The organism is Streptomyces sp. CBMA152 (assembly GCF_014596475.1).
In the GTDB taxonomy this organism is placed as follows: domain Bacteria; phylum Actinomycetota; class Actinomycetes; order Streptomycetales; family Streptomycetaceae; genus Streptomyces.
The window spans coordinates 132254-149419 of the sequence record NZ_MECJ01000009.1; the positions used below are offsets into that span (position 1 = coordinate 132254).

At 68.9% G+C, this 17166-nt stretch carries 17 protein-coding genes and 3 pseudogenes; 7 read left to right on the top strand and 13 right to left on the bottom strand.

Annotation, left to right across the window (positions count from 1 at the left end; translation table 11 throughout):
• Nucleotides 1-11: 11 nt before the first annotated feature.
• The 5 genes from BG418_RS08685 to BG418_RS08705 form a co-directional block, all read right to left on the bottom strand.
• Entirely contained in the window at nt 12-1001 is a 990-nt protein-coding gene (locus tag BG418_RS08685; RefSeq protein ID WP_188273142.1) for a zinc-dependent alcohol dehydrogenase family protein, read from the bottom strand.
• Nucleotides 998-1834, bottom strand: a complete 837-nt coding sequence (locus BG418_RS08690) for a carbohydrate ABC transporter permease (protein ID WP_188273143.1) — start codon at nt 1832-1834, stop codon at nt 998-1000. Before BG418_RS08690 ends, BG418_RS08685 begins: the two co-directional genes overlap by 4 nt.
• Nucleotides 1831-2787 (bottom strand): carbohydrate ABC transporter permease, encoded by a 957-nt coding sequence (locus tag BG418_RS08695; RefSeq protein WP_188273144.1) that lies wholly within the window; start codon nt 2785-2787, stop codon nt 1831-1833. The genes BG418_RS08690 and BG418_RS08695 overlap by 4 nt, the downstream gene beginning before the upstream one ends.
• 1 nt (nt 2788) lies before the next feature.
• On the bottom strand, nt 2789-4141 hold the full coding sequence (locus BG418_RS08700; protein WP_188273145.1) for a sugar ABC transporter substrate-binding protein: 1353 nt from the start codon (nt 4139-4141) through the stop codon (nt 2789-2791).
• 83 nt (nt 4142-4224) lie between these two features.
• Nucleotides 4225-4986 (bottom strand): DeoR/GlpR family DNA-binding transcription regulator, encoded by a 762-nt coding sequence (locus BG418_RS08705; RefSeq protein ID WP_188273146.1) that lies wholly within the window; start codon nt 4984-4986, stop codon nt 4225-4227.
• Between the two features lie 598 nt (nt 4987-5584).
• On the opposite strand from BG418_RS08705, the gene BG418_RS08710 reads away from it, so the two are divergent.
• The 3 genes from BG418_RS08710 (at nt 5585) to BG418_RS08720 (ending at nt 8807) form a co-directional block, all read left to right on the top strand.
• Nucleotides 5585-6133, top strand: a complete 549-nt coding sequence (locus BG418_RS08710) for a sigma-70 family RNA polymerase sigma factor (RefSeq protein ID WP_188273147.1) — start codon at nt 5585-5587, stop codon at nt 6131-6133.
• A gap of 186 nt (nt 6134-6319) precedes the next feature.
• Complete coding sequence (locus tag BG418_RS08715; RefSeq protein WP_188273148.1) at nt 6320-6679, top strand: hypothetical protein; 360 nt, start codon at nt 6320-6322, stop codon at nt 6677-6679.
• A gap of 1165 nt (nt 6680-7844) precedes the next feature.
• Entirely contained in the window at nt 7845-8807 is a 963-nt protein-coding gene (locus BG418_RS08720; protein WP_317453570.1) for a winged helix-turn-helix domain-containing protein, read from the top strand.
• Between the two features lie 232 nt (nt 8808-9039).
• Here BG418_RS08720 and BG418_RS08725 read toward each other — a convergent pair whose 3' ends face one another.
• Nucleotides 9040-9903: a VCBS repeat-containing protein gene (locus BG418_RS08725; RefSeq protein ID WP_188273255.1), complete on the bottom strand. Its 864-nt coding sequence runs from the start codon at nt 9901-9903 to the stop codon at nt 9040-9042.
• Nucleotides 9904-10345: 442 nt separating this feature from the next.
• On the opposite strand from BG418_RS08725, the gene BG418_RS08730 reads away from it, so the two are divergent.
• Entirely contained in the window at nt 10346-10786 is a 441-nt protein-coding gene (locus tag BG418_RS08730) for a VOC family protein (RefSeq protein WP_188273150.1), read from the top strand.
• 265 nt (nt 10787-11051) lie between these two features.
• Here BG418_RS08730 and BG418_RS08735 read toward each other — a convergent pair whose 3' ends face one another.
• The 5 genes from BG418_RS08735 to BG418_RS08755 form a co-directional block, all read right to left on the bottom strand.
• On the bottom strand, nt 11052-11666 hold the full coding sequence (locus tag BG418_RS08735) for a thioredoxin domain-containing protein (RefSeq protein ID WP_188273151.1): 615 nt from the start codon (nt 11664-11666) through the stop codon (nt 11052-11054).
• A gap of 22 nt (nt 11667-11688) precedes the next feature.
• Complete coding sequence (locus BG418_RS08740; protein ID WP_188273152.1) at nt 11689-12003, bottom strand: hypothetical protein; 315 nt, start codon at nt 12001-12003, stop codon at nt 11689-11691.
• 152 nt (nt 12004-12155) lie between these two features.
• Entirely contained in the window at nt 12156-12527 is a 372-nt protein-coding gene (locus BG418_RS08745) for a MerR family transcriptional regulator (RefSeq protein ID WP_317453579.1), read from the bottom strand.
• 26 nt (nt 12528-12553) lie between these two features.
• Entirely contained in the window at nt 12554-13321 is a 768-nt protein-coding gene (locus BG418_RS08750; RefSeq protein WP_188273153.1) for an SDR family NAD(P)-dependent oxidoreductase, read from the bottom strand.
• Nucleotides 13322-13527: 206 nt separating this feature from the next.
• Nucleotides 13528-13962, bottom strand: coding sequence for a MarR family winged helix-turn-helix transcriptional regulator (locus tag BG418_RS08755; protein ID WP_188273154.1), 435 nt, complete (start codon nt 13960-13962; stop codon nt 13528-13530).
• A 97-nt stretch (nt 13963-14059) separates the two neighbouring features.
• On the opposite strand from BG418_RS08755, the gene BG418_RS08760 reads away from it, so the two are divergent.
• Complete coding sequence (locus BG418_RS08760) at nt 14060-14791, top strand: SDR family oxidoreductase (RefSeq protein ID WP_188273155.1); 732 nt, start codon at nt 14060-14062, stop codon at nt 14789-14791.
• A gap of 15 nt (nt 14792-14806) precedes the next feature.
• On the opposite strand, the pseudogene BG418_RS39710 reads toward BG418_RS08760, so the two are convergent.
• Nucleotides 14807-15273: pseudogene (locus tag BG418_RS39710) on the bottom strand (hypothetical protein); the annotation flags it as partial.
• Between the two features lie 83 nt (nt 15274-15356).
• On the opposite strand from BG418_RS39710, the pseudogene BG418_RS41125 reads away from it, so the two are divergent.
• A pseudogene (locus BG418_RS41125) lies at nt 15357-15557 on the top strand (helix-turn-helix domain-containing protein); the annotation flags it as partial.
• A gap of 111 nt (nt 15558-15668) precedes the next feature.
• On the opposite strand, the gene BG418_RS39720 reads toward BG418_RS41125, so the two are convergent.
• Entirely contained in the window at nt 15669-16655 is a 987-nt protein-coding gene (locus BG418_RS39720) for a hypothetical protein (protein ID WP_223184543.1), read from the bottom strand.
• Nucleotides 16656-16943: 288 nt separating this feature from the next.
• Here BG418_RS39720 and BG418_RS39725 point away from each other — a divergent pair.
• A pseudogene (locus tag BG418_RS39725) lies at nt 16944-17165 on the top strand (SAM-dependent methyltransferase); the annotation flags it as partial.
• Between the last annotated feature and the right edge of the window lies 1 nt (nt 17166).

The window sequence follows — 17166 nt, forward strand, 5'->3', positions numbered from 1 at the left end:
GACGCCGCGCGTTACGGCGTCACCAGGATCTTCCGGCCGTGGCCCGCCTGGAACTGACCGAGCGCGGCAGCGTAGTCGGTCAGCGGAAGCCGGTCGCTGATGAAGACCTCCGGGTCGAGCACGCCCGTCGCGAAGAGCGCCGCCGCCCGCTCGAAGCTGTGCAGCACGGCCATCGAACCGGTGATGGTGATCTCCTGGTTGTAGATGCGGTACGGCTCGATGGTCGCCCGCGCGGCGTAGTCGGCCACCCCGAACTGCAGGTAGGTACCACCCCGGGCCACCCTGCCGATGGCGTCCTGGATGGCCCGTTCACTGCCGGTGGCGTCGATGACGACGTCCCAGCCGCGCGGCCGGTCGAACTCGTCGGCCGTCGCAGCGGTGTGCGTACACCCCAGTTCCTTGGCCGTGGACAGTCGTCGTGGGTTGATGTCGACCACGTCGACGGTGGCTGCCCCGGTCCGCTTGGCCAGCTCCAGCATCATCAGCCCCATCGTGCCCGAGCCGTAGATCAGGACGTGGGAGGCCATCGGGGCGCGCAGGACGTCGTACCCGCGCACCGCGCACGACAGTGGCTCGATCAGCACCGCGTCCTCGGTCCGTATGTGGTCGGGCAAGCGCACGCAGTTCGCGGCGGGGGCGAGGGCGAACTCGGCCGCCGCACCCGAAGTGGTGACACCGATCGCCGCGTACCGCTCGCACAGGTTGTTACGGCCCAGACGGCAGTAGTGGCACTCGTTGCAGTAGAGGGAGGGGTCGACCGCGACCCGGTCGCCCACCGACAGCTCGTGGACCCCGGCGCCGACGGCGACGACCTCCCCCGCGAACTCATGGCCCGGCACCAGGGGCAGCGAGGGCGCGAACTCGCCCTGGAGGATATGGAGATCAGTGCCGCACAGACCGCACGCGGCAACCTGGACCACCACCTCCCGGAGGCCCGGAGCCGGATCGTCGACGGTCTCGATCGATACGGCTCCGGGAGCACTGATGACGGCGGCTTTCACTTGACGGCTCCCAGAGACAGGCCCTGGACCAGCTTGTCCTGGGCGGCGAACCCGGCGACGAGCACCGGTAGCGAGACACAGACGGCGGCGGCGCACACCTTGGCCAGGAACAGACCCTGGCTGGTGACGAACCCGGTGAGGAAGACAGGTGCGGTACCGGCCACGACGCCGGTGAGCACGCGGGCGAACAACAGCTCGTTCCAGCTGAAGATGAAGGAGATCAACGCGGTCGCGGCGATGCCGGGCGCCGCCACCGGGCCGACGATGCGCACCAGGACGGTCGGCAGTCCGGCGCCGTCGATGGCAGCCGCCTCCAGGATCTCGACGGGCACCTCGGCGAGGAAGGACCGCATCATCCACACGGCGACCGGCAGGTTCATCGAGGTGTAGAGGATGACCAGGAGCCAGATGTTGTCGAGCATTCCGGCGTTCTTGGCGATCAGGTAGACGGGCAGCAGGCCCGCGACGGCGGGCAGCATCTTCGTGGAGAGGAAGAAGAACAGCACGTCGGTCCACTTGCGGACGGGTTTGATGGACAGGGCGTACGCGGCGGGGGTCGCGAGGGCCAGCACGAGCACGGTCGACATCACACTCGCGGTGAGGGAGTTGATGAGCGGCGGCCAGGGGCTGGCCCCGGTGCCGACGCCGAAGAACTCCCGGTAGCCCTGGAGGGTGAGGGCGGCGCCGACGCTCGGCGGGTTGGTCGCGGCGTCCGGTTCGGCGTGCAGGGAGGTCAGCACCATCCAGGCGAACGGCAGGAAGAAGAACAGACCGCAGGCCCAGGCGGCGATGCCCCAGGCGCCGCGGCGGACGGTTCGCGGGACAGAGGTCACCTTGTCTCCTCTCGGAACAGGGAGGACACCGTGCGCAGGGCCAAGGTGGCGACGGCCATGGTGCAGGCGACGACGATGACGCCTTCGGCGGACGCCTGGCCGTAGTCGTGCGCCTGGTAGAAGGTCGCGTACACCGTGTAGGGGAGGTTGGCGGTGCCGAGGCCGCCGGAGGTGAGGGTGAAGACGGCGTCGAAGTTCTGCACCACGTAGATGCTGCCGAGCAGGGCGGCGAGCTCCAGATAGCGGCGCAGATGGGGAAAGGTGAGGTGGCGGAAGATCTGCGGGCCGCTGGCTCCGTCGACGCGGGCCGCCTCGACGATGTCCGGTGGGCGGCTCTGCAGCCCGGCGAGCAGGATGAGCATCATGAACGGGGTCCACTGCCAGATCAGCGACACCTCGACGGCGATGAGGGGGTTCGATGACATCCAGTCGGGCTGGGGGGCGTTGTCGCTGCCGAAGAGCTGCCACATCCAGGTCAGCGAGCCGTTGATGAACCCGTACGAGGCGTTGTAGAGGGCGTGCTTCCACAGCAGTGCGGAGGCGACCGGGACGACGAGGAAGGGGGCGATCAGCATCGTGCGGACGATGCCCCGGCCGGGGAACTTCCGGTCGAGGAGCAGGGCGAGCCCCAGCCCGAGGAGCAGGCTGACCAGGACGACGGCGGCGGTCAGGACCACGGTGGTCTGGATCGAGGACCGCAGGTCGGGGTCGGTGAAAGCGGCCTTGTAGTTGGCGAGGCCGCCGAACGCGCGCCGGTCCGGTTCGAGCGCGTTCCACCGCATGAAGGAGATCACCAGGGTTCCCACGAAGGGGAGTTGGGTGACCACGACGAGGAACACCAGGGCGGGCAGCAGGGGGGCGCGGCGGGCCCAGGCACCTCGCGGGCGCGCAGCGGTGCGGGACGCGGGTGGCCGGGCGCGACGGGTGGGCCGGGCCACGGGCGGGGCGGCCATGTCAGTGCCCCCTGTGCTTGTCGGCGACCGCCTCGGCCCGGCTCTGGCCGTTCTTCAAGGCGTCCGCGACGCTGGTCTTCCCGGCGATGGCGGCGCTGATCTGCTGGGACACCCGTGTGCCCAGGTCGGTGAACTCGGGGATGGTGACGAACTGGATGCCGGGCGCGGGCCTGGCCTGCACCCCGGGGTTCAGCGGGTCGACGGCGGTCAGCGCGTCCTTGGTCGCGGTGGCGAACGCCCGGGCCGCGGCGACGTACTGGGGGTTGGCGTACGTCGACGTCCGTTTGCCCGCAGGAACCCTGGACCAGCCGAGCTGCTGCCCGACCAGGTTCTCGTAGCCCTTGCCGGAGGCCCAGGAGATGAACTTCCAGGCGTCGTCCTGGTGTTGGCTCGCCTTCTGCAGGCCCCACGCCCAGGTGTAGAGCCAGCCGGAGCTCTTGGTCCGCTCGACCGGCGCGGGCACGTATCCGATCTTGCCCGCGACGGGCGAGCCGGCGGCTTCGAGGGCTCCGGCGGCGGAGGTGGCGTCGTACCACATGGCCACCTTGCCCTGCGTCATGTCGTTGAGGCACTCGGTGAAGCCCGCCTGCGGGGCACCCGCCTCGCCGTGCGAACGGACCAGGTCCACATAGAACTGGACCGCCTTGGTGAATTCGGGGCTGTCCACCTTGGGCGTCCAGTCCTTGTCGAACCAGGTGCCGCCCATGGTGTTCACGACGGTGGTGACCGGCGCCATCACCTCGCCCCAGCCGGGCTGGCCGCGCAGGCAGACGCCCTTCATGCCGGGCTGCGCCCCGTCGGCCTTGGCCGCGAGGTCGGCGACCTGGGTCCAGGTGGGGTGCTCGGGCATGGTGAGGTTCTTCGCCGCGAAGACGTCCTTGCGGTACATGAGGAAGGACGATTCGCCGTAGAAGGGTTCGGCGTATATCTGCCCGTCGGCGGTCAGGGACTGCTGGATGGCGGGGAGGATGTCGCCCTGGTCGAAGCCGACGTCGCCTTTCGCCCGGTCGGTGAGCGGGGAGAGCCACTTGTTCTTCGCGTAGATCGGCGCCTCGTAGTTGCTGACGGTGGCGATGTCGTACTGCCCGGCCTGGCTCGCGAAGTCCTGGCTGATCTTGTCCCGTACGTCGTTCTCGGGCAGCACGGTGAAGTTGACCTTGATCCCGGTGGACTTCGTGAAGTGGTCGGCGGTCAGCTTCTGCAAGTCGACCATCTGCGGGTTGTTCACCATCAGCACGTTGATGGAGTGCGAGCCGGAGCCGCCGCCCGTGCCGCCGGCGCCGGAGCAGGCGGCGAGCAGCGCGCCCGACAGTCCCATGGCCGTTGCGGCCGCGATACGCCTGGTAGTCGCCATGCTGGATCAGCCTTTCCTGTGTTGAAGCGCCCATTCCAAGACTGTCGCTGTGCGGTCGGCCTCCCGAGCGGGTGAACCGATGGTCAGACGCGGACCACCTGGGGGCCGAGCAGCGAGTACCGGTGGGCCTCGCCGATGGAGAGGCCGGTGTCGGTGATGATCGTCTCGAAGTCGGAGACCTCGGCGAAGCGGCAGAAGCTGCTCGCCCCGAACTTGCCATGGTGGCCCATGAAGACACGCCGCCGGGACACGGCCAGGGCCTTCGCCTTGACGTCCGCGACCGCCGGATCGGGCGTGGTGAGCCCGAACTCCCTGGAGATGCCGTTGGACCCCAGATAGGCCAGATCGATGACGAAGCCGGAGAGCATCGCCGAGGCCCACGGTCCGACGCTGGCCAGCGTCCGGGCGCGCACCCGTCCACCGAGGAGCAGCACCGTGGTGTTGGCCGAGTCGGCGATCGCCGCGGCCGTCGACAGCGAGGCGGTCACCACGGTCAGCGGACGGTCGGTGGGCAGCAGCGCGGCAAGGATCTGGGGGGTGTACCCCTCGTCCACGAAGACGGTCTCCGCTCCCCCCAGCCGCTTGACGGCCTCGGCCGCTATGCGGCGCTTGTTCTCCACGTGCAGGGTGACCCGCTGGGCGAGGTTGGTCTCGAAGCCCGCGCTCTCCACCGGGTAGGCCCCGCCGTGCGTGCGGCGCACCAGGCCGCGGCGCTCCAGCTCGCTCAGATCACGCCGGATCGTCTCGGGGGCGACCCCGAAGACCGCCGCCACGCCCGCGACTTCGACGCGGCCTTCCTGGCGTGCCAGGGTCAGGAGTCTTTGGTGCCGCTCTTCCGAACGCATGTCACCTCCTGCCCTTCACCGCCCGTTCGGGCATTCGACGTCCGAATGGGCCCGCCAAGATTTATACCGCTGCCACGCACCGTCACACCTGCCCGTTCACAGCCCTCACTCGCCCACCTCTGCCCGTTTCTGATCGACTCAACGCCCCTCTGAACAGGCCGGGTTGGCAGATCCTGCCGCACGGCTGCCCGGCCGGGCCGCAGGGGTGGCCGAATCGGGCCGCAGAAGTGCAGCCCGATGAACCACTTCCGGGCGAAGCCCGGCCCCGTCCACGTAGGGTCGCTCGAATCCGGGAACGACGCTCGACCGGTGCCCGGCTCCGCGCCCGATTCGGCGGTGACCGGCCGGCCACCGGACGGCAATCGGGCATCCGTATGCGCGATTCGGGCACCGCAGACGCCACCCGGGCCCTCACCAGACCAGTCGGCGGCCCGCTCAAGCAAGCCCAATCAGTCAGAGTCGGTCGCAATGCGCATCGGAACGGGCCCGTTCGGTCTGCCCGTTTGGGCATACAACTTGTCCTGTCGCTCCGTGTGACAGGTGCGTCCTGTCGGTTCTGAGCGATCCCTGACACCAGGAGTGCACGGAGGCGATCGCCATGCCCGAACTGCTCCCCCGCACCGCGTTCCGGTCCGCCGAACCCACCGAGGAGTTCCTGCGGGCCCTCTACGAACGGCACGGCTCCGTGCTCCAGCACTTCGCGGCACGGATGCTGGGCGGGGACTGGCACCGCGCCGAGGACGTGCTCCAGGAGGCGGCGATCCGCGCCTGGCAGCATGCCGCCGAGCTCGACCCCACGGCGGAGGAGCTGCGGCCCTGGCTGTTCCACGTCGTACGGAACCTGGTGATCGACGGATACCGGGGGCGCGGGGCACGGCCGCAGGAGGCCGGGGAGCCGGACATCGCGCATCATCCCGTCCCGGACGGCGTGGACCACGCGCTCACCGCCCAGGTCGTCGTCGACGCGATGCGCGACCTCGCCCCGTTCCAGCGCGAAGTCCTGCTGCACGTCTACTACATGGGCCGCAGCGTGAGCCAGACGGCACGCGTGCTCGGCGTACCGCCCGGGACGGTCAAGTCACGCACGCACTACGCGATAAGAGCCCTGCGGACGGGCCTCAACAACCGTGGCGTACACACCACCTGACGGAACATCACGCGATGCTCCCGGTGCACCCCCGCCCATGGACGACGATGCACCAACCCAGCGGGCGCGGCACAGCAGCTGAAGTGGCCAGGCGAAGCCCAGTACTCAAGATCGCTTAGCATTTTGAGCATGCGTATCGATGGCATCTCTCCCTGGCTTGATGAGCATGGTGCCAGTGCGGGGTCAGTGGCTCTCTCCGCCGAGTTCGACGCGTACCTGTGCACGCTCCCGTGGGCAGGATCGGGCATCGACTGGCGGGAGCTCCCGCACCGTTCGCTTGCACTGGGTGGTGTCTCCGACGATGAGGCCGTGGAGTGGGCCCGGCAGACACCGATGGCCCTGCACGATCACGTGCTGGTGATCGACTCGGCTTCCGAACCGGGAGCGGTGTGCCGCTTCGAGGACGCGGTAAGGGACTTCGAACTGCTCTCCAACCGCCCGGAACTGTACATGTGCGGCGTCGACCTCGTGGACGGCGAAGCACGGCCGGTGCACCACCACTTCATCGAGCGACGATCCTTCATGACTCTCCACGCCCACCTCTGAGTACAGGAGCTCTTAAGGCAAGGACAGCCGGGGTCACGGTGGGAGCGGCTCCAACCCGACGCATACCCGGGACGGCCCGGCGGCCTGACGGGTGCGGGCAGAACTCCGCGGGGGTCCACACCTGCTACCCGCGGCAATGTCGCGGATGAGGCAGTCAGAGGTCGGCGCCAGCGCATCGATGTGGTGCGGCGGGTGGGCGCCGCACCACGGCCGACTTTCCCGGCTGGTCTGGCGGGATCACCTCGACTCACCGATGCGCCCCAATTCCAGCCGGTGCAGAAGATGGCCTGTCCCGGCGCCTGGCCGCAGGTCCGGAAGGAGGCGTGGTCGAGTTTCGGCATGGCCCAGGTCCAGCGGTCGTTGGGGCCCTGGCTTCCGTCGACCGTCCAGTAGCCGCACTGGCGGTGGCTGTGCGGGGGGACGTGTCCGTCGTCCGACCAGTCGAGCCATACCGAGGTGCCCCGCGGAGCACTGGTGACTCTGGCCCAGACGACGGTAGCGGTGCTGTTGCAGTTCACGCCGTTGCTGAGGTGGACATGGGCATAACCGGTGCCCAGATAGTGGTCGTCCACGACCCGATCCGCAGGCCACGGAGCCGGTAGAAGGGCAAGCAACGCCCGCTTCGGAGGTACTCGCGGGCACAGCGAGCACGACGAACGACGTCACAACCGCCGTGGCTCGATGGGTTGCTGAACACGCTATGGGCCGCGGCCGAAGGGGCGCCGGATCCGGGTTCAGGCTTCCAGTCCCCGTGGCCGCCGCTCGCTCTGATTCGGCCGGAACTGAATCAGCGGTATCAGGGACATATCCTCTTGGACGTCGTCGGCCTGGGCGGACGGGAGCCGTGCGGCCGGTACGGGGGGCGACATGTCCCCCGGAGCGGCGAGGAGAACGTGGACCTGTCCTGAAACCGGTCCGGGCCTGACAGGAGCGACGACGCCTTCGCGGTCCCCGCCGTGCTGAAGGCGAGTCCGTACGCCACGGACACGGATTCATCCCCCCGAGGCGACGCGGATCCAGCACCGGTGTGCTGTGGTGACGAGTCGACTTGATTCGACCTGGCCGCGACCTCGCCGTGTGGGGAGGATCTCCTGCGACTGAGCAGTACGGGGGAGTCGTGGCCTATCGCATTCACTTCACGCTTCAGGATCTGGCCCGTACACGGGTGTCCGAGGCCGCGCTGCCACTGCTTGAGCTGGAACTGGCGGTACGTGCCCTGCAGGACCGCAGCCAGCCGACGCGGCTGGACGCCTGGCGGCGACAGTCCCGCGCGGCGATGTCCGAGCAGGCCCGCATGGCTCTGTCTCTCATGCCCGCCGTCGGCTCCACGCCCGACTTCCTCAGCCCGACCCAGGCCGGCACCCCCGAGGAAGTTCTGGAACACGTGCGAGCCACGTCCCGCAAACAGATCCAGGTGGATCTGGCGGACGTGGCGATGCACAACAGTGTCCCCGCGTGGGCCCGCCACCTGGCGGATGATGCGTCGCTGTTCAACGAGGTCTGCGCCGGGCTCAGCCAGCTCCACGGCATCCTGCTCGGCCCGCTGTGGCCCCGGCTCAACACCCACTTCATGGCCGACCGGACCGTGCGTTCACGCCAGCTCCTCACCGGCGGCGTCGAGGAGTTGCTGGCCCGTGCCAACCCGCGGTGGATCCGATGGAATCCGCCGGTGCTGGAGATCAGGATGATCAACGGGGCCGACCGAGACCTCCATTTGGAAGGGGAGGGCGTCACGCTGGTGCCGTCGGCTTTCTGTACGCGCACCATCGTCATTTCGCCCGCGCCTGTCTTCATCACGTATCCCGCCCTCCTCGACGAACCGCTGCGCCGGTTCACAGCACTCGCCCCTGATCCGACCCCCTCCACGGCGGCGGTGCCGGCCCTGCTGGGCCGCACGCGGGCATCGGTGCTGAACGCCATCGCCGAACACCCCGGCTGCTCCACAAAGGAGCTGGCCACGCTCGCCGCGATCGCGCCCGCCAGCGCCAGCGAGCACGCCACCGTCCTTCGCGAAGCCGGACTGATCCGAACCCTGCGACACCGCAACACCGCTCTCCACAGCCCCACCCCACTCGGAATGGCCCTTCTCAACACCGGGTCGGGCCGCTTCCCGGTGGGATCGCCATGAAGCAGGCCCGACACGGGGTCCGAACGCACAGACTGAGAGCCGCCCGCGCGGAACGGCAGCAGTCCCGCCCAGATCACGGCCATCCTCGCCTGAACAGCGGAAACCCAACGACCGCCATGGGGAAAGACAACGGCGTCTCAGCTCAGCCCCAGAGACTGCAACGCAGTGGTCCAGTCAGTGGCCATCGCCTTCTGCGCCGCAGGAGCCTCAACCGCCCACCGGATCTTCGCGATCAGAAGAGGTCGCGGTACTGGTCGAAGCCGTAGCCGATCTTGACCTTGGCCCCGAAGGGTGCGGCTGTTCTACCGGTCCCCTTGTACAGCCAGAGGTCGCCCTTGGGGTCACGGGCGATCAGGTCGCTGTGGCCGTCGCCGTCGACGTCCCCGGTGGCCACCAGCTTGTTGAACTGGTTCCAGCCGCCGCCGATGCGGACCCGCGGGGCGAACGGCCTGCGCAGGTCGCCGGTGCCCTTGTACAGCCACAGGACGCCCTGCTTGTCGCGGGCGACGATGTCCGGCTTCATGTCGCCGGTGAGGTCGCCGAGGCCAGTGATCTGGGTGTACTGGTTCCAGCCGCCCCCAACCTGTGTGCGCGGGGCCAGCGAGCCATCCGTTCTGGTCTGCCAGCGCCACAGGACGCCTTGCTTGTCGCGCGCCAGCAGGTCGGGGTGCTTGGCACCACCCAGGGCGCCGGGCACGAAGACACTGTCATACGGGCCCCAGCCGCCGCCCACACGCTTGAGCAGTCCGTGACGGAACAGGTTCAGCGTTCCGTCGTCCATGACGTGGTACGCGCCGTCCTGATAGCCAGTCATATCGAGGTCGATCGACGCCCCGTACTTGAGGTGCTGCCATACGTAGGCCCCGGACCGGGCCCCGAAGCCGGCCTTCCCGTCGGGCATGTACACGTACATCTGGCCCGACGGGAGGATCCCGGACAGGAAGTAGTCGGGCGCGGCTGGCGTCGGCTTGTGCGCCCCGGCCGTGACCGCACTCAGGGCGGCGTTCTTCGCCGCACGTGACGCTTCGGGCGTGTCGGCGACTGCCGTACCGGTGGCCGTGGCGGCCAGGGTGACGGCCGTCGCCAGCGCGGCCATGCGGGCCAGTACACGCCGACCGTGGGCAGGTTTCTTCACAAGGAACTCCGGACGGTAAAAGGGCGTGGCGGAACCAGTGTCGGCGCGACAGTTGACGTGATACGCCGACAGACTTGAGCGCATGCTGTTACACCGGCCTTGCGGATCCCCCCCACGAGGTCCAAACCAGAAGAATATCGCCCAGCGGCTGGCAGGTCCCCCGAGTAGACGATGGTGCACACTGAGCCTTCGCCAACTTGAAGTCACAGGTCAAAGGGCCGGTGTGACCCGTGCTCGGGGTGCTCACGCTGGTCATGGGCGTGATTCTGCGCAGGCGGTGCTGAGGCGCGATCCAGATTTTTCGGAGTCCGGCGGTTGGCGGATGTCGAGAACGTGCCACCGGCTCCGTCCCAGCAACATCAGCGGCCACCACCGGCCGCACGAGAAAGAAGGAGAAGCCAGCATGGCGATTCAGCGGATGGACAACGTCGGCATCGTCGTCGAGGACATGGACGCCGCCATCACGTTCTTCGTGGAACTCGGAATGGAACTGGAAGGCAGGACCGAGATCGAAGGCCCCGTCGCCGACCAGTGCACCGGACTCGACGGCGTCCGCTGCGACATCGCCATGCTCCGGACCCCGGACGGCCACAGCCGACTCGAACTGGCGAAATACCACAGCCCCACGGCCATCAGCACCGGGCCGCGCAACCAGCCCCACAACATTGTCGGCACGCACCGCGTCATGTTCACCGTCGACGACATCAAGGACACCATCGCCCGCCTGCGCCCCCACGGCGCCGAACTCGTCGGCGAAATCGCCCAGTTCGAGGACAGCCATCTCCTCTGCTACCTCCGCGGCCCCGAAGGCATCATCATCGGACTGGCTCAGCAACTACGCTGAAAAGGAAGAACCCAACCAGGCGGCCGAACGAGACTACGGAGCTTCTGAACCGCCCGAACAGCCAGGAACTGCCGGCCCGTAACCGAGTGCCTGAAGAACCATCCAACCTCGCCTCAAACACCAACCCACCAGGCAGCACCCTGGAGCCGGGCAGCGCCTCACGGGCCAGGGCGAGCATCGGCTCCACCAGCGGACCCCGCACCACCAGAACGCACTCGGCCAGGGAGCCGCAAACGGGATCACCCATGGCTGGCATCAGCCGACATCACGCGCCCTGAAGCGCCTTCGCGAAGGACCCCGCCTCGTAGAGTGCGTCGTCGGGCCCGAGGGGCTTGCCGTCGACGAGCACGGTGGGCGTGCCCTGCGCCCCCGACGTCTCGAACGCCTTCTCGGCGCGGGCGGCCCAGTCGGCATGGGTGCCGGAGCCGACCGCCCTGTCGAAGGCGGCGCCGCGCAGCCCGGGCACCTTGTCGGCGACCGCGAGCAGGAAGGCCGGGGTGAATCCGTCGACCGACTCCGTGGGCTGGGAGGCGTAGAGGGCCGCGTGGTACTGAGGGAACTTGCCCGCGTCGACGGAGGCGCGTAGCGCCCGCGCGGCGTTGGCGGAGCCACTGCCGCCGAGGTTGGCGTCGAGGAACGAGGCGATGGTGTACTCGATCTTGATCTTGCCGTCGGCCGCGAGCTCGGCGAGCTTCGGGCCCGCCGCGGTCTCGAACTTGGCGCAGTACGGGCAGCGCGGGTCCTCCAGGATCTTCACCGTGTGCGGGGCGGAGTCCTTGCCGACGATGAGCGAGATTCCGTCGGCACCCAGCTTGGCGGGCAGCTTGGCGAGAGTCGACATCGCCTCCCCGGCCCGCGCGGTCGGGCCGACCGTGGACACAGCCGGCGCACGCCCTGGCCGGTCAGAGCCAGCGCCCCCAGGCGAAGGTGACCTGGTACGCCCTGCGGACCGACTCCCAGGTGATGCCGGCCAGGCACTGGACACCGAGGGCGACCAGGAAGATCACGACGAAGGTGCCCGCCACGAGCAGCCCGTAGAGCGGCGCGACGAACGCTCCGACGATGCCGGAAAGGACGATCACTGCGGCCAGGCCGAAGTGCGCGTCGAGCAGGTCCGCGCGCAGGGCCACCTGCTCGGCGGCCTGGTCGGCGGCGGCGCGTGCGTGGGTGTCGTGCCCGTCGCCCGGCCGCGCCCCAGTGCCGAAGTCGTCGCTCACTTAGTGCCGCCCGTGCTGGGACCGGCCGCCGTCACTCAGCAACCCGCGACCTGGTCCACGCCGTGCACGTAAGCCGTCACGCTTCAGCACAGACGGGCGCAGCACGGGCCAGCGCTCCGGCAGTGCTCCACCCCCTGTCGTGAGACGTCCGGTCAAGCCACCGGTCGGATCCGATCGCCGACCTTCTCCCGGAGCGCGGCTTCCAGCCTGTCGCGGGCCTCGGTCTGGGCGGCGATACGTTCGTTGAGGACCGCGAGCCGTTCCCGTGCGACCCGCAGGCCCTTGTCCGAGGGCAGCGCGGCGGCCACATCGCCATCGAGGCACGGCAGCAACACGCGCACGTCGTCCAAGGTGAGCCCGGCAACCAGCAGGTAGCGGATGTTGCGGACCCGTACCACCGCCTGCTCGTCGTAGATGCGGTAGCCGTTGCAGGCCCGCTCGGAGAAGATCAGCCCGGCCTGCTCGTAGTGCCGTAGCGCACGAGCGGTCGTCCCCGTCGCCCTGGCCAGCTCACCGATCCGCACCCGCCCCACCTCCCGGGCCACTTCTATCACGCCACAACCGCTCCGCCGTCGACCGGAAGCACCACTCCGGTGACGAACGATGCGGCCGGCGCGGCAAGTTGGGTGATCGCCCAGGCCACCTCCTCGGGGCGGCCGATCCGGGCCAGCGGGGTGTGTGCCATCTGCCACTCCCGTACCGCGGTCATCCGCTCCGACGTCAGCCCCTGGTGCTCGCCAATGGGGGTGTCGATGGCGCCGGGGGCGACCGCCACCACTCGGACCCCGCGGGGTGCCAACTCAACCGCCCAACTGCGGGTCAGCAGTTCCAGGGCGGTCTTGGTCGCCGCGTAGACCGAGCTGCCGGACCATGCCCGCTGTCCCACCGACGTAGTGACATTGACGATCACTCCGCTCGACGTCTCCAGGAGCGGCAGGGCAGCCTGGGTCAGCAGGATGGGAGCGACGAAGTTGGTGGCAAGCTGAGCCGTGATCATCTCCGGCGTCAGCGTGCCGAGGGCGCCGCTGCGCACGATGCCGGCGTTGTTGACCAGCACGTCCAATCGGCCGTGTGTCTCCAACACGGCTTGGACGATGCGCTCGGGTTCGCCCTCGGCTGTGATGTCGACGTGCAGCGACGCGATCCGGTCGTGCCCGGCCGCGGTCTCCTCAAGTGGTCCGCTTCTCCGTCCGATCGCGATCACGTGAGCACCCTCGGCGGCGAAAGCGCGGGCAGTGGCCCGGCCGATGCCGGTGCCGGCTCCAGTGACGGCGACGATCCTGCTGCTCTGCGGTGCGGTGCTGTTCATGGCGGTCATCGTCCAACCCTGCCGCCAGTGACAAGGTCAATGGCTCATCATCGGGGAGGGAGCATCCGGACCCTGGCGCGTACGTGTTTCCTCACGCTGACCTGCGGTGCTGTGCACTCTTCCACGGTCTGCCGACTGGTACTCCGCCCCTGGTGCCAGCCGGCACTCCATCTCCACGGCCAGCCGCGGGACTCGGTTCTTACACGTCCCCAGGCTCACGCCTGTGTTCCCAGCGCCTGCGCCGCCGCCGAGCCGAGCCGGTTGAGGGCGCCCCGATCGGACGCGGGCAGGGTGGCGCAGTGCTCGGCCACGATGCGGGCGAACCCCTCACGGATCTCCCGACTGGCCTTGCGCCCCGCGTCGGTCAGGGTGGCGCGGCTGACCCTGCGGTCGGCCGGGTCGGGGGCGCGGCGCACGAGGTCGCGTCGCTCCAGGCGGTCGACCAGCCCGGTGATGTTCGTCTTGTCGCAGCCGAGCAGCTGGGCGAGCTCACCGAAGGAGGGTGTCGAGCGCTCCAACTGGCACAGTATTTCGGCCTGTTGGAGGGTGAGACCGGCCGCGCGGGCGGCTGCGCCGTAGCGCAGTGCGACCTGCCGGTGGAGCACGGCGAGCGTGCGGGCGAGGTCCTGGTCTTCGACGCTGGGCTGCATGTCTCGATCGTAGCTGCATCAAGCATTTGGTTGACACTGTCGACCAAATTAGTTGAGAGTATCGACTACCTAGCTGGTCGACTTTCAGGAGCACCCAATGGGCAGTCGTGTCGCCGTCGTCACCGGAGCCTCGCGCGGAATCGGCAGAGCCGTCGCCGAACGGCTTGGCACGGACGGCGCGAACGTCGTCGTCAACTACCGCTCCGACGCGGACGCCGCGGCGAAGACCGTCGCCACCATCCAGGCGGCGGGCGGCCAGGCCACGGCCGTACGCGCCGACGCCGCCGAACCGGCGGAGCTGCGGCGACTGTTCGACACCGCCGAGCGCACGTACGGCGGCGTGGACATCGTGGTGTGCAATGTCGGCGTGGCCCGCTTCGCCCCCATCGCCGAGACCACCGACGACGACTTCGACCTGATGACCCGTACGAACACGCGCGCCACCTTCCTCGCGCTGCGCGAGGCGGCGCGTCGGATCCGCGACGGCGGCCGCATCGCCGTCGTCTCCAGCGGCACGGCCGTCATGCAGCGGCCGGGATCAGGGGTGTACGGGGCGTCCAAGGCGGCGGGCGACGCACTCGTACGCACCCTCGCCCAGGAGCTCGGACCGCGCCGCGTCACCGTCAACAGCGTGCTCCCCGGCGCCACCGACACCGACGCCCTCGCCGATCTCCTCCCACTCCAGGCAAGGCAGGAGCTGGCGCGCCAGATCCCCCTGGGCCGTCTGGGCCGCCCCGACGACATCGCGGACGTGGTCGGCTTCCTGGCCTCCGACGCAGCTCGGTGGGTGACGGGACAGGCGATCCGGGCGGGTGGCGGAATGTTCTGAGCAGCTCTCCGCCCCGATGACCCGCTCCGCCATCCGGCGCGCCGCATCCAGCCGGGGGTCCTGCGCGTGCGCGTGCGGGCCGAGGATCTTCGCGCAGGCGATCAGCGTCATCAACTTGCCGTCCCGGGTCTCGAAGTCGCGGCGCCGCTCATGCCACACGCGATCAGCCAAGGCGGGCACGGCCAGGGAACTGCCCCACAGGGAAGCCGCATCCAGCCCTTGGAGGGCGTTGCCCCAGTCCTCCCAGTCGAAGAGACAGAACACCGGAGCGGTCATGTTCGCCCAGTTCAGATCCACATGGGCCGGCACTCACCGCTCCATCGTCGTGTCGACGTCGACGTGAGGGAAGGCACCGCGAATGGCCTGGGTGACCAGGTCGTGGGTGACCTCTCGGCGTCCGGCATGGCGACACGTCGGGTGCTCTGCGCGGCGAGCGCATCCAGCGAGGCGTTGCACGCCTGCCACCACTCCTCCGGCCGTTCACACTGCTGGCCGGGCGCAACAGAGCTAAGCGGGTCCGGTGAAGTTGATTGCGTTGGGTAGGCGTCTCGTGGGGAGGGACGTCATGCCGAAGAGCCTCCACGTCCAGTTGACTGACGATCAGAGCCGTCACCTGCGTGCGCTATTGGCCCGCAGGGACTTGACCGCCTATACCCGGCAGCGTGCCGAGTGCATCCGCTTCCTGGACCGCGGTAAGTCCGTGTCAGAGGCCGCCGACCTGCTGGAGTGCAACCCGGTCACGGTCCGCGCCGCGGTCCACCGCTTCACGGACGGGGGATCGGGGGCCCGCGCACCCCGGTGTGCCGGTCGAGAAGGGCGGGCGCGGGCCTGCCCGTTACGGCATCCGTGGCCGTCAGGGGTTGGTCCGACCGCAGGTTCAAACCCCCAGCGTCGCCAGCGCCGGACGGAAGCTGGTGTTCGCGCCGGGGACCACGTCGGGGGCGGTCCACGTGGAACCGCTGAGTCGGCTCCACCAGATACGTTCGTCGCCGTCGACGCCCTTCCACGTCATGTAGGTGGAATCGCCGTAGACGGTGAGAGCCGGACCTACGCTGGTGTTGGCGCCCGGGATGGGCTGAGGGGCGGACCAGGTGCTCGCCCGGGGGTAGAGCTGGCTCCACCAGATCCGTTGGTCGCCCACGACACCCTTCCAGGTCATCTGCAGACTCCCGTCGGGCGTCCCGGCCAGGGCGACTCCGGCGCTTGTGCTGGCGCCGTCGATCGTCTGCGGACCCGTCCAGGCATTCGTACCGCTGGAACCGCCGAGATACGTGTTCCACCAGATCCGCTGATCTCCGTCGACGCCCTTCCACGCCATGAAGAGATCGTTGTAGCCGTTCTTCCTGATCGCCAGGGCGGGAGAGAAACTGGTGTTGGCATCGGGAACCACCTGCGGGGCCGTCCAGCCGCCGAAGTAGCTGTTCCACCAGATGCGTTGGTCCCCCGTGGCTCCCTTCCACGCCATGAAGAGCCCGGCATAAGGGGCGAGTGCGGGGCCGACACTGCTGCTGGCACCGGGTACGGGCTGCGGTCCGCTCCAGGCACCACCGTCGAACCAGTTCCACCAGACACGTTCGTCGCCCTCGACGCCCTTCCACGTCATGAACAACGGACCACCGGACTGGCCCGCCAGAGCAACCCCGGCACTCGTACTGGCCCCCGCCACCGGCTGCGGCCCGGTCCAACTCCCGCCACCGCTCTGCAGACCGTTCCACCAGATCCGCTGATCCCCCGCGATGCCCTTCCAGGCCATGAACGTACTGCTGCCGACGGCTGCCTCCCGGCTCCTCCCCCGCTCGGCCGCGGACGCCACTGGTGTCGCCAACCCGGTGAGGCCTGCCGCCACCACGGCCATCCCGCCCATGCGGAGCACATTTCTCCGGCTGAGCGATGCGCGCGATTCCGCCGACTCTCCCGTACGCGGGAGACCGCCCACAGTCGATCTCTTCATGCCCGCTCCCGTTTCCCCTGAGATGTCCTTGCCATGCCAACTCGACCGTGGCTGTGGAGGTGAGGAATGGGCAATCCCCAAATTTGGGGAGTGACAGTCCGGCGTCTCCATGCGGGTGGTGGCTGCATACCGTGTGACGTAGCGTGGAATGGGCCAACTCGGCAAGGTTGCGCTGCTGAACACGACGCCGACCGAGGCTGCTTGCTGGACAACAGACAGTCCAAAGCGGGTGTCCGCTTCGGCGTGCTGGCCGAGTTGTTCGACCCGGTGACGTTCCGGCATATCGACCGGATCGGAATCGGTGCCGGTATGCGGTGTTGGGAGGTCGGCGCCGGTGGCCCGTCCGTACCCCTCGGGCTCGCCGAGCGAGTCGGTCCGACAGGTGCGGTGATCGCCACCGACATCGACGTGTCCTGGACGCGGC

Coding starts and splice junctions, on each gene's coding strand:
- BG418_RS08695 (WP_188273144.1), bottom strand. CDS start 2,787: ATGGCCGCCCCGCCCGTGGCCCGGCCCACCCGTCGCGCCCGGCCACCC.
- BG418_RS08700 (WP_188273145.1), bottom strand. CDS start 4,141: ATGGCGACTACCAGGCGTATCGCGGCCGCAACGGCCATGGGACTGTCG.
- BG418_RS08705 (WP_188273146.1), bottom strand. CDS start 4,986: ATGCGTTCGGAAGAGCGGCACCAAAGACTCCTGACCCTGGCACGCCAG.
- BG418_RS08710 (WP_188273147.1), top strand. CDS start 5,585: ATGCCCGAACTGCTCCCCCGCACCGCGTTCCGGTCCGCCGAACCCACC.
- BG418_RS08725 (WP_188273255.1), bottom strand. CDS start 9,903: ATGGCCGCGCTGGCGACGGCCGTCACCCTGGCCGCCACGGCCACCGGT.
- BG418_RS08730 (WP_188273150.1), top strand. CDS start 10,346: ATGGCGATTCAGCGGATGGACAACGTCGGCATCGTCGTCGAGGACATG.
- BG418_RS08750 (WP_188273153.1), bottom strand. CDS start 13,321: ATGACCGCCATGAACAGCACCGCACCGCAGAGCAGCAGGATCGTCGCC.
- BG418_RS08755 (WP_188273154.1), bottom strand. CDS start 13,962: ATGCAGCCCAGCGTCGAAGACCAGGACCTCGCCCGCACGCTCGCCGTG.
- BG418_RS08760 (WP_188273155.1), top strand. CDS start 14,060: ATGGGCAGTCGTGTCGCCGTCGTCACCGGAGCCTCGCGCGGAATCGGC.
- BG418_RS39720 (WP_223184543.1), bottom strand. CDS start 16,655: ATGGGCGGGATGGCCGTGGTGGCGGCAGGCCTCACCGGGTTGGCGACA.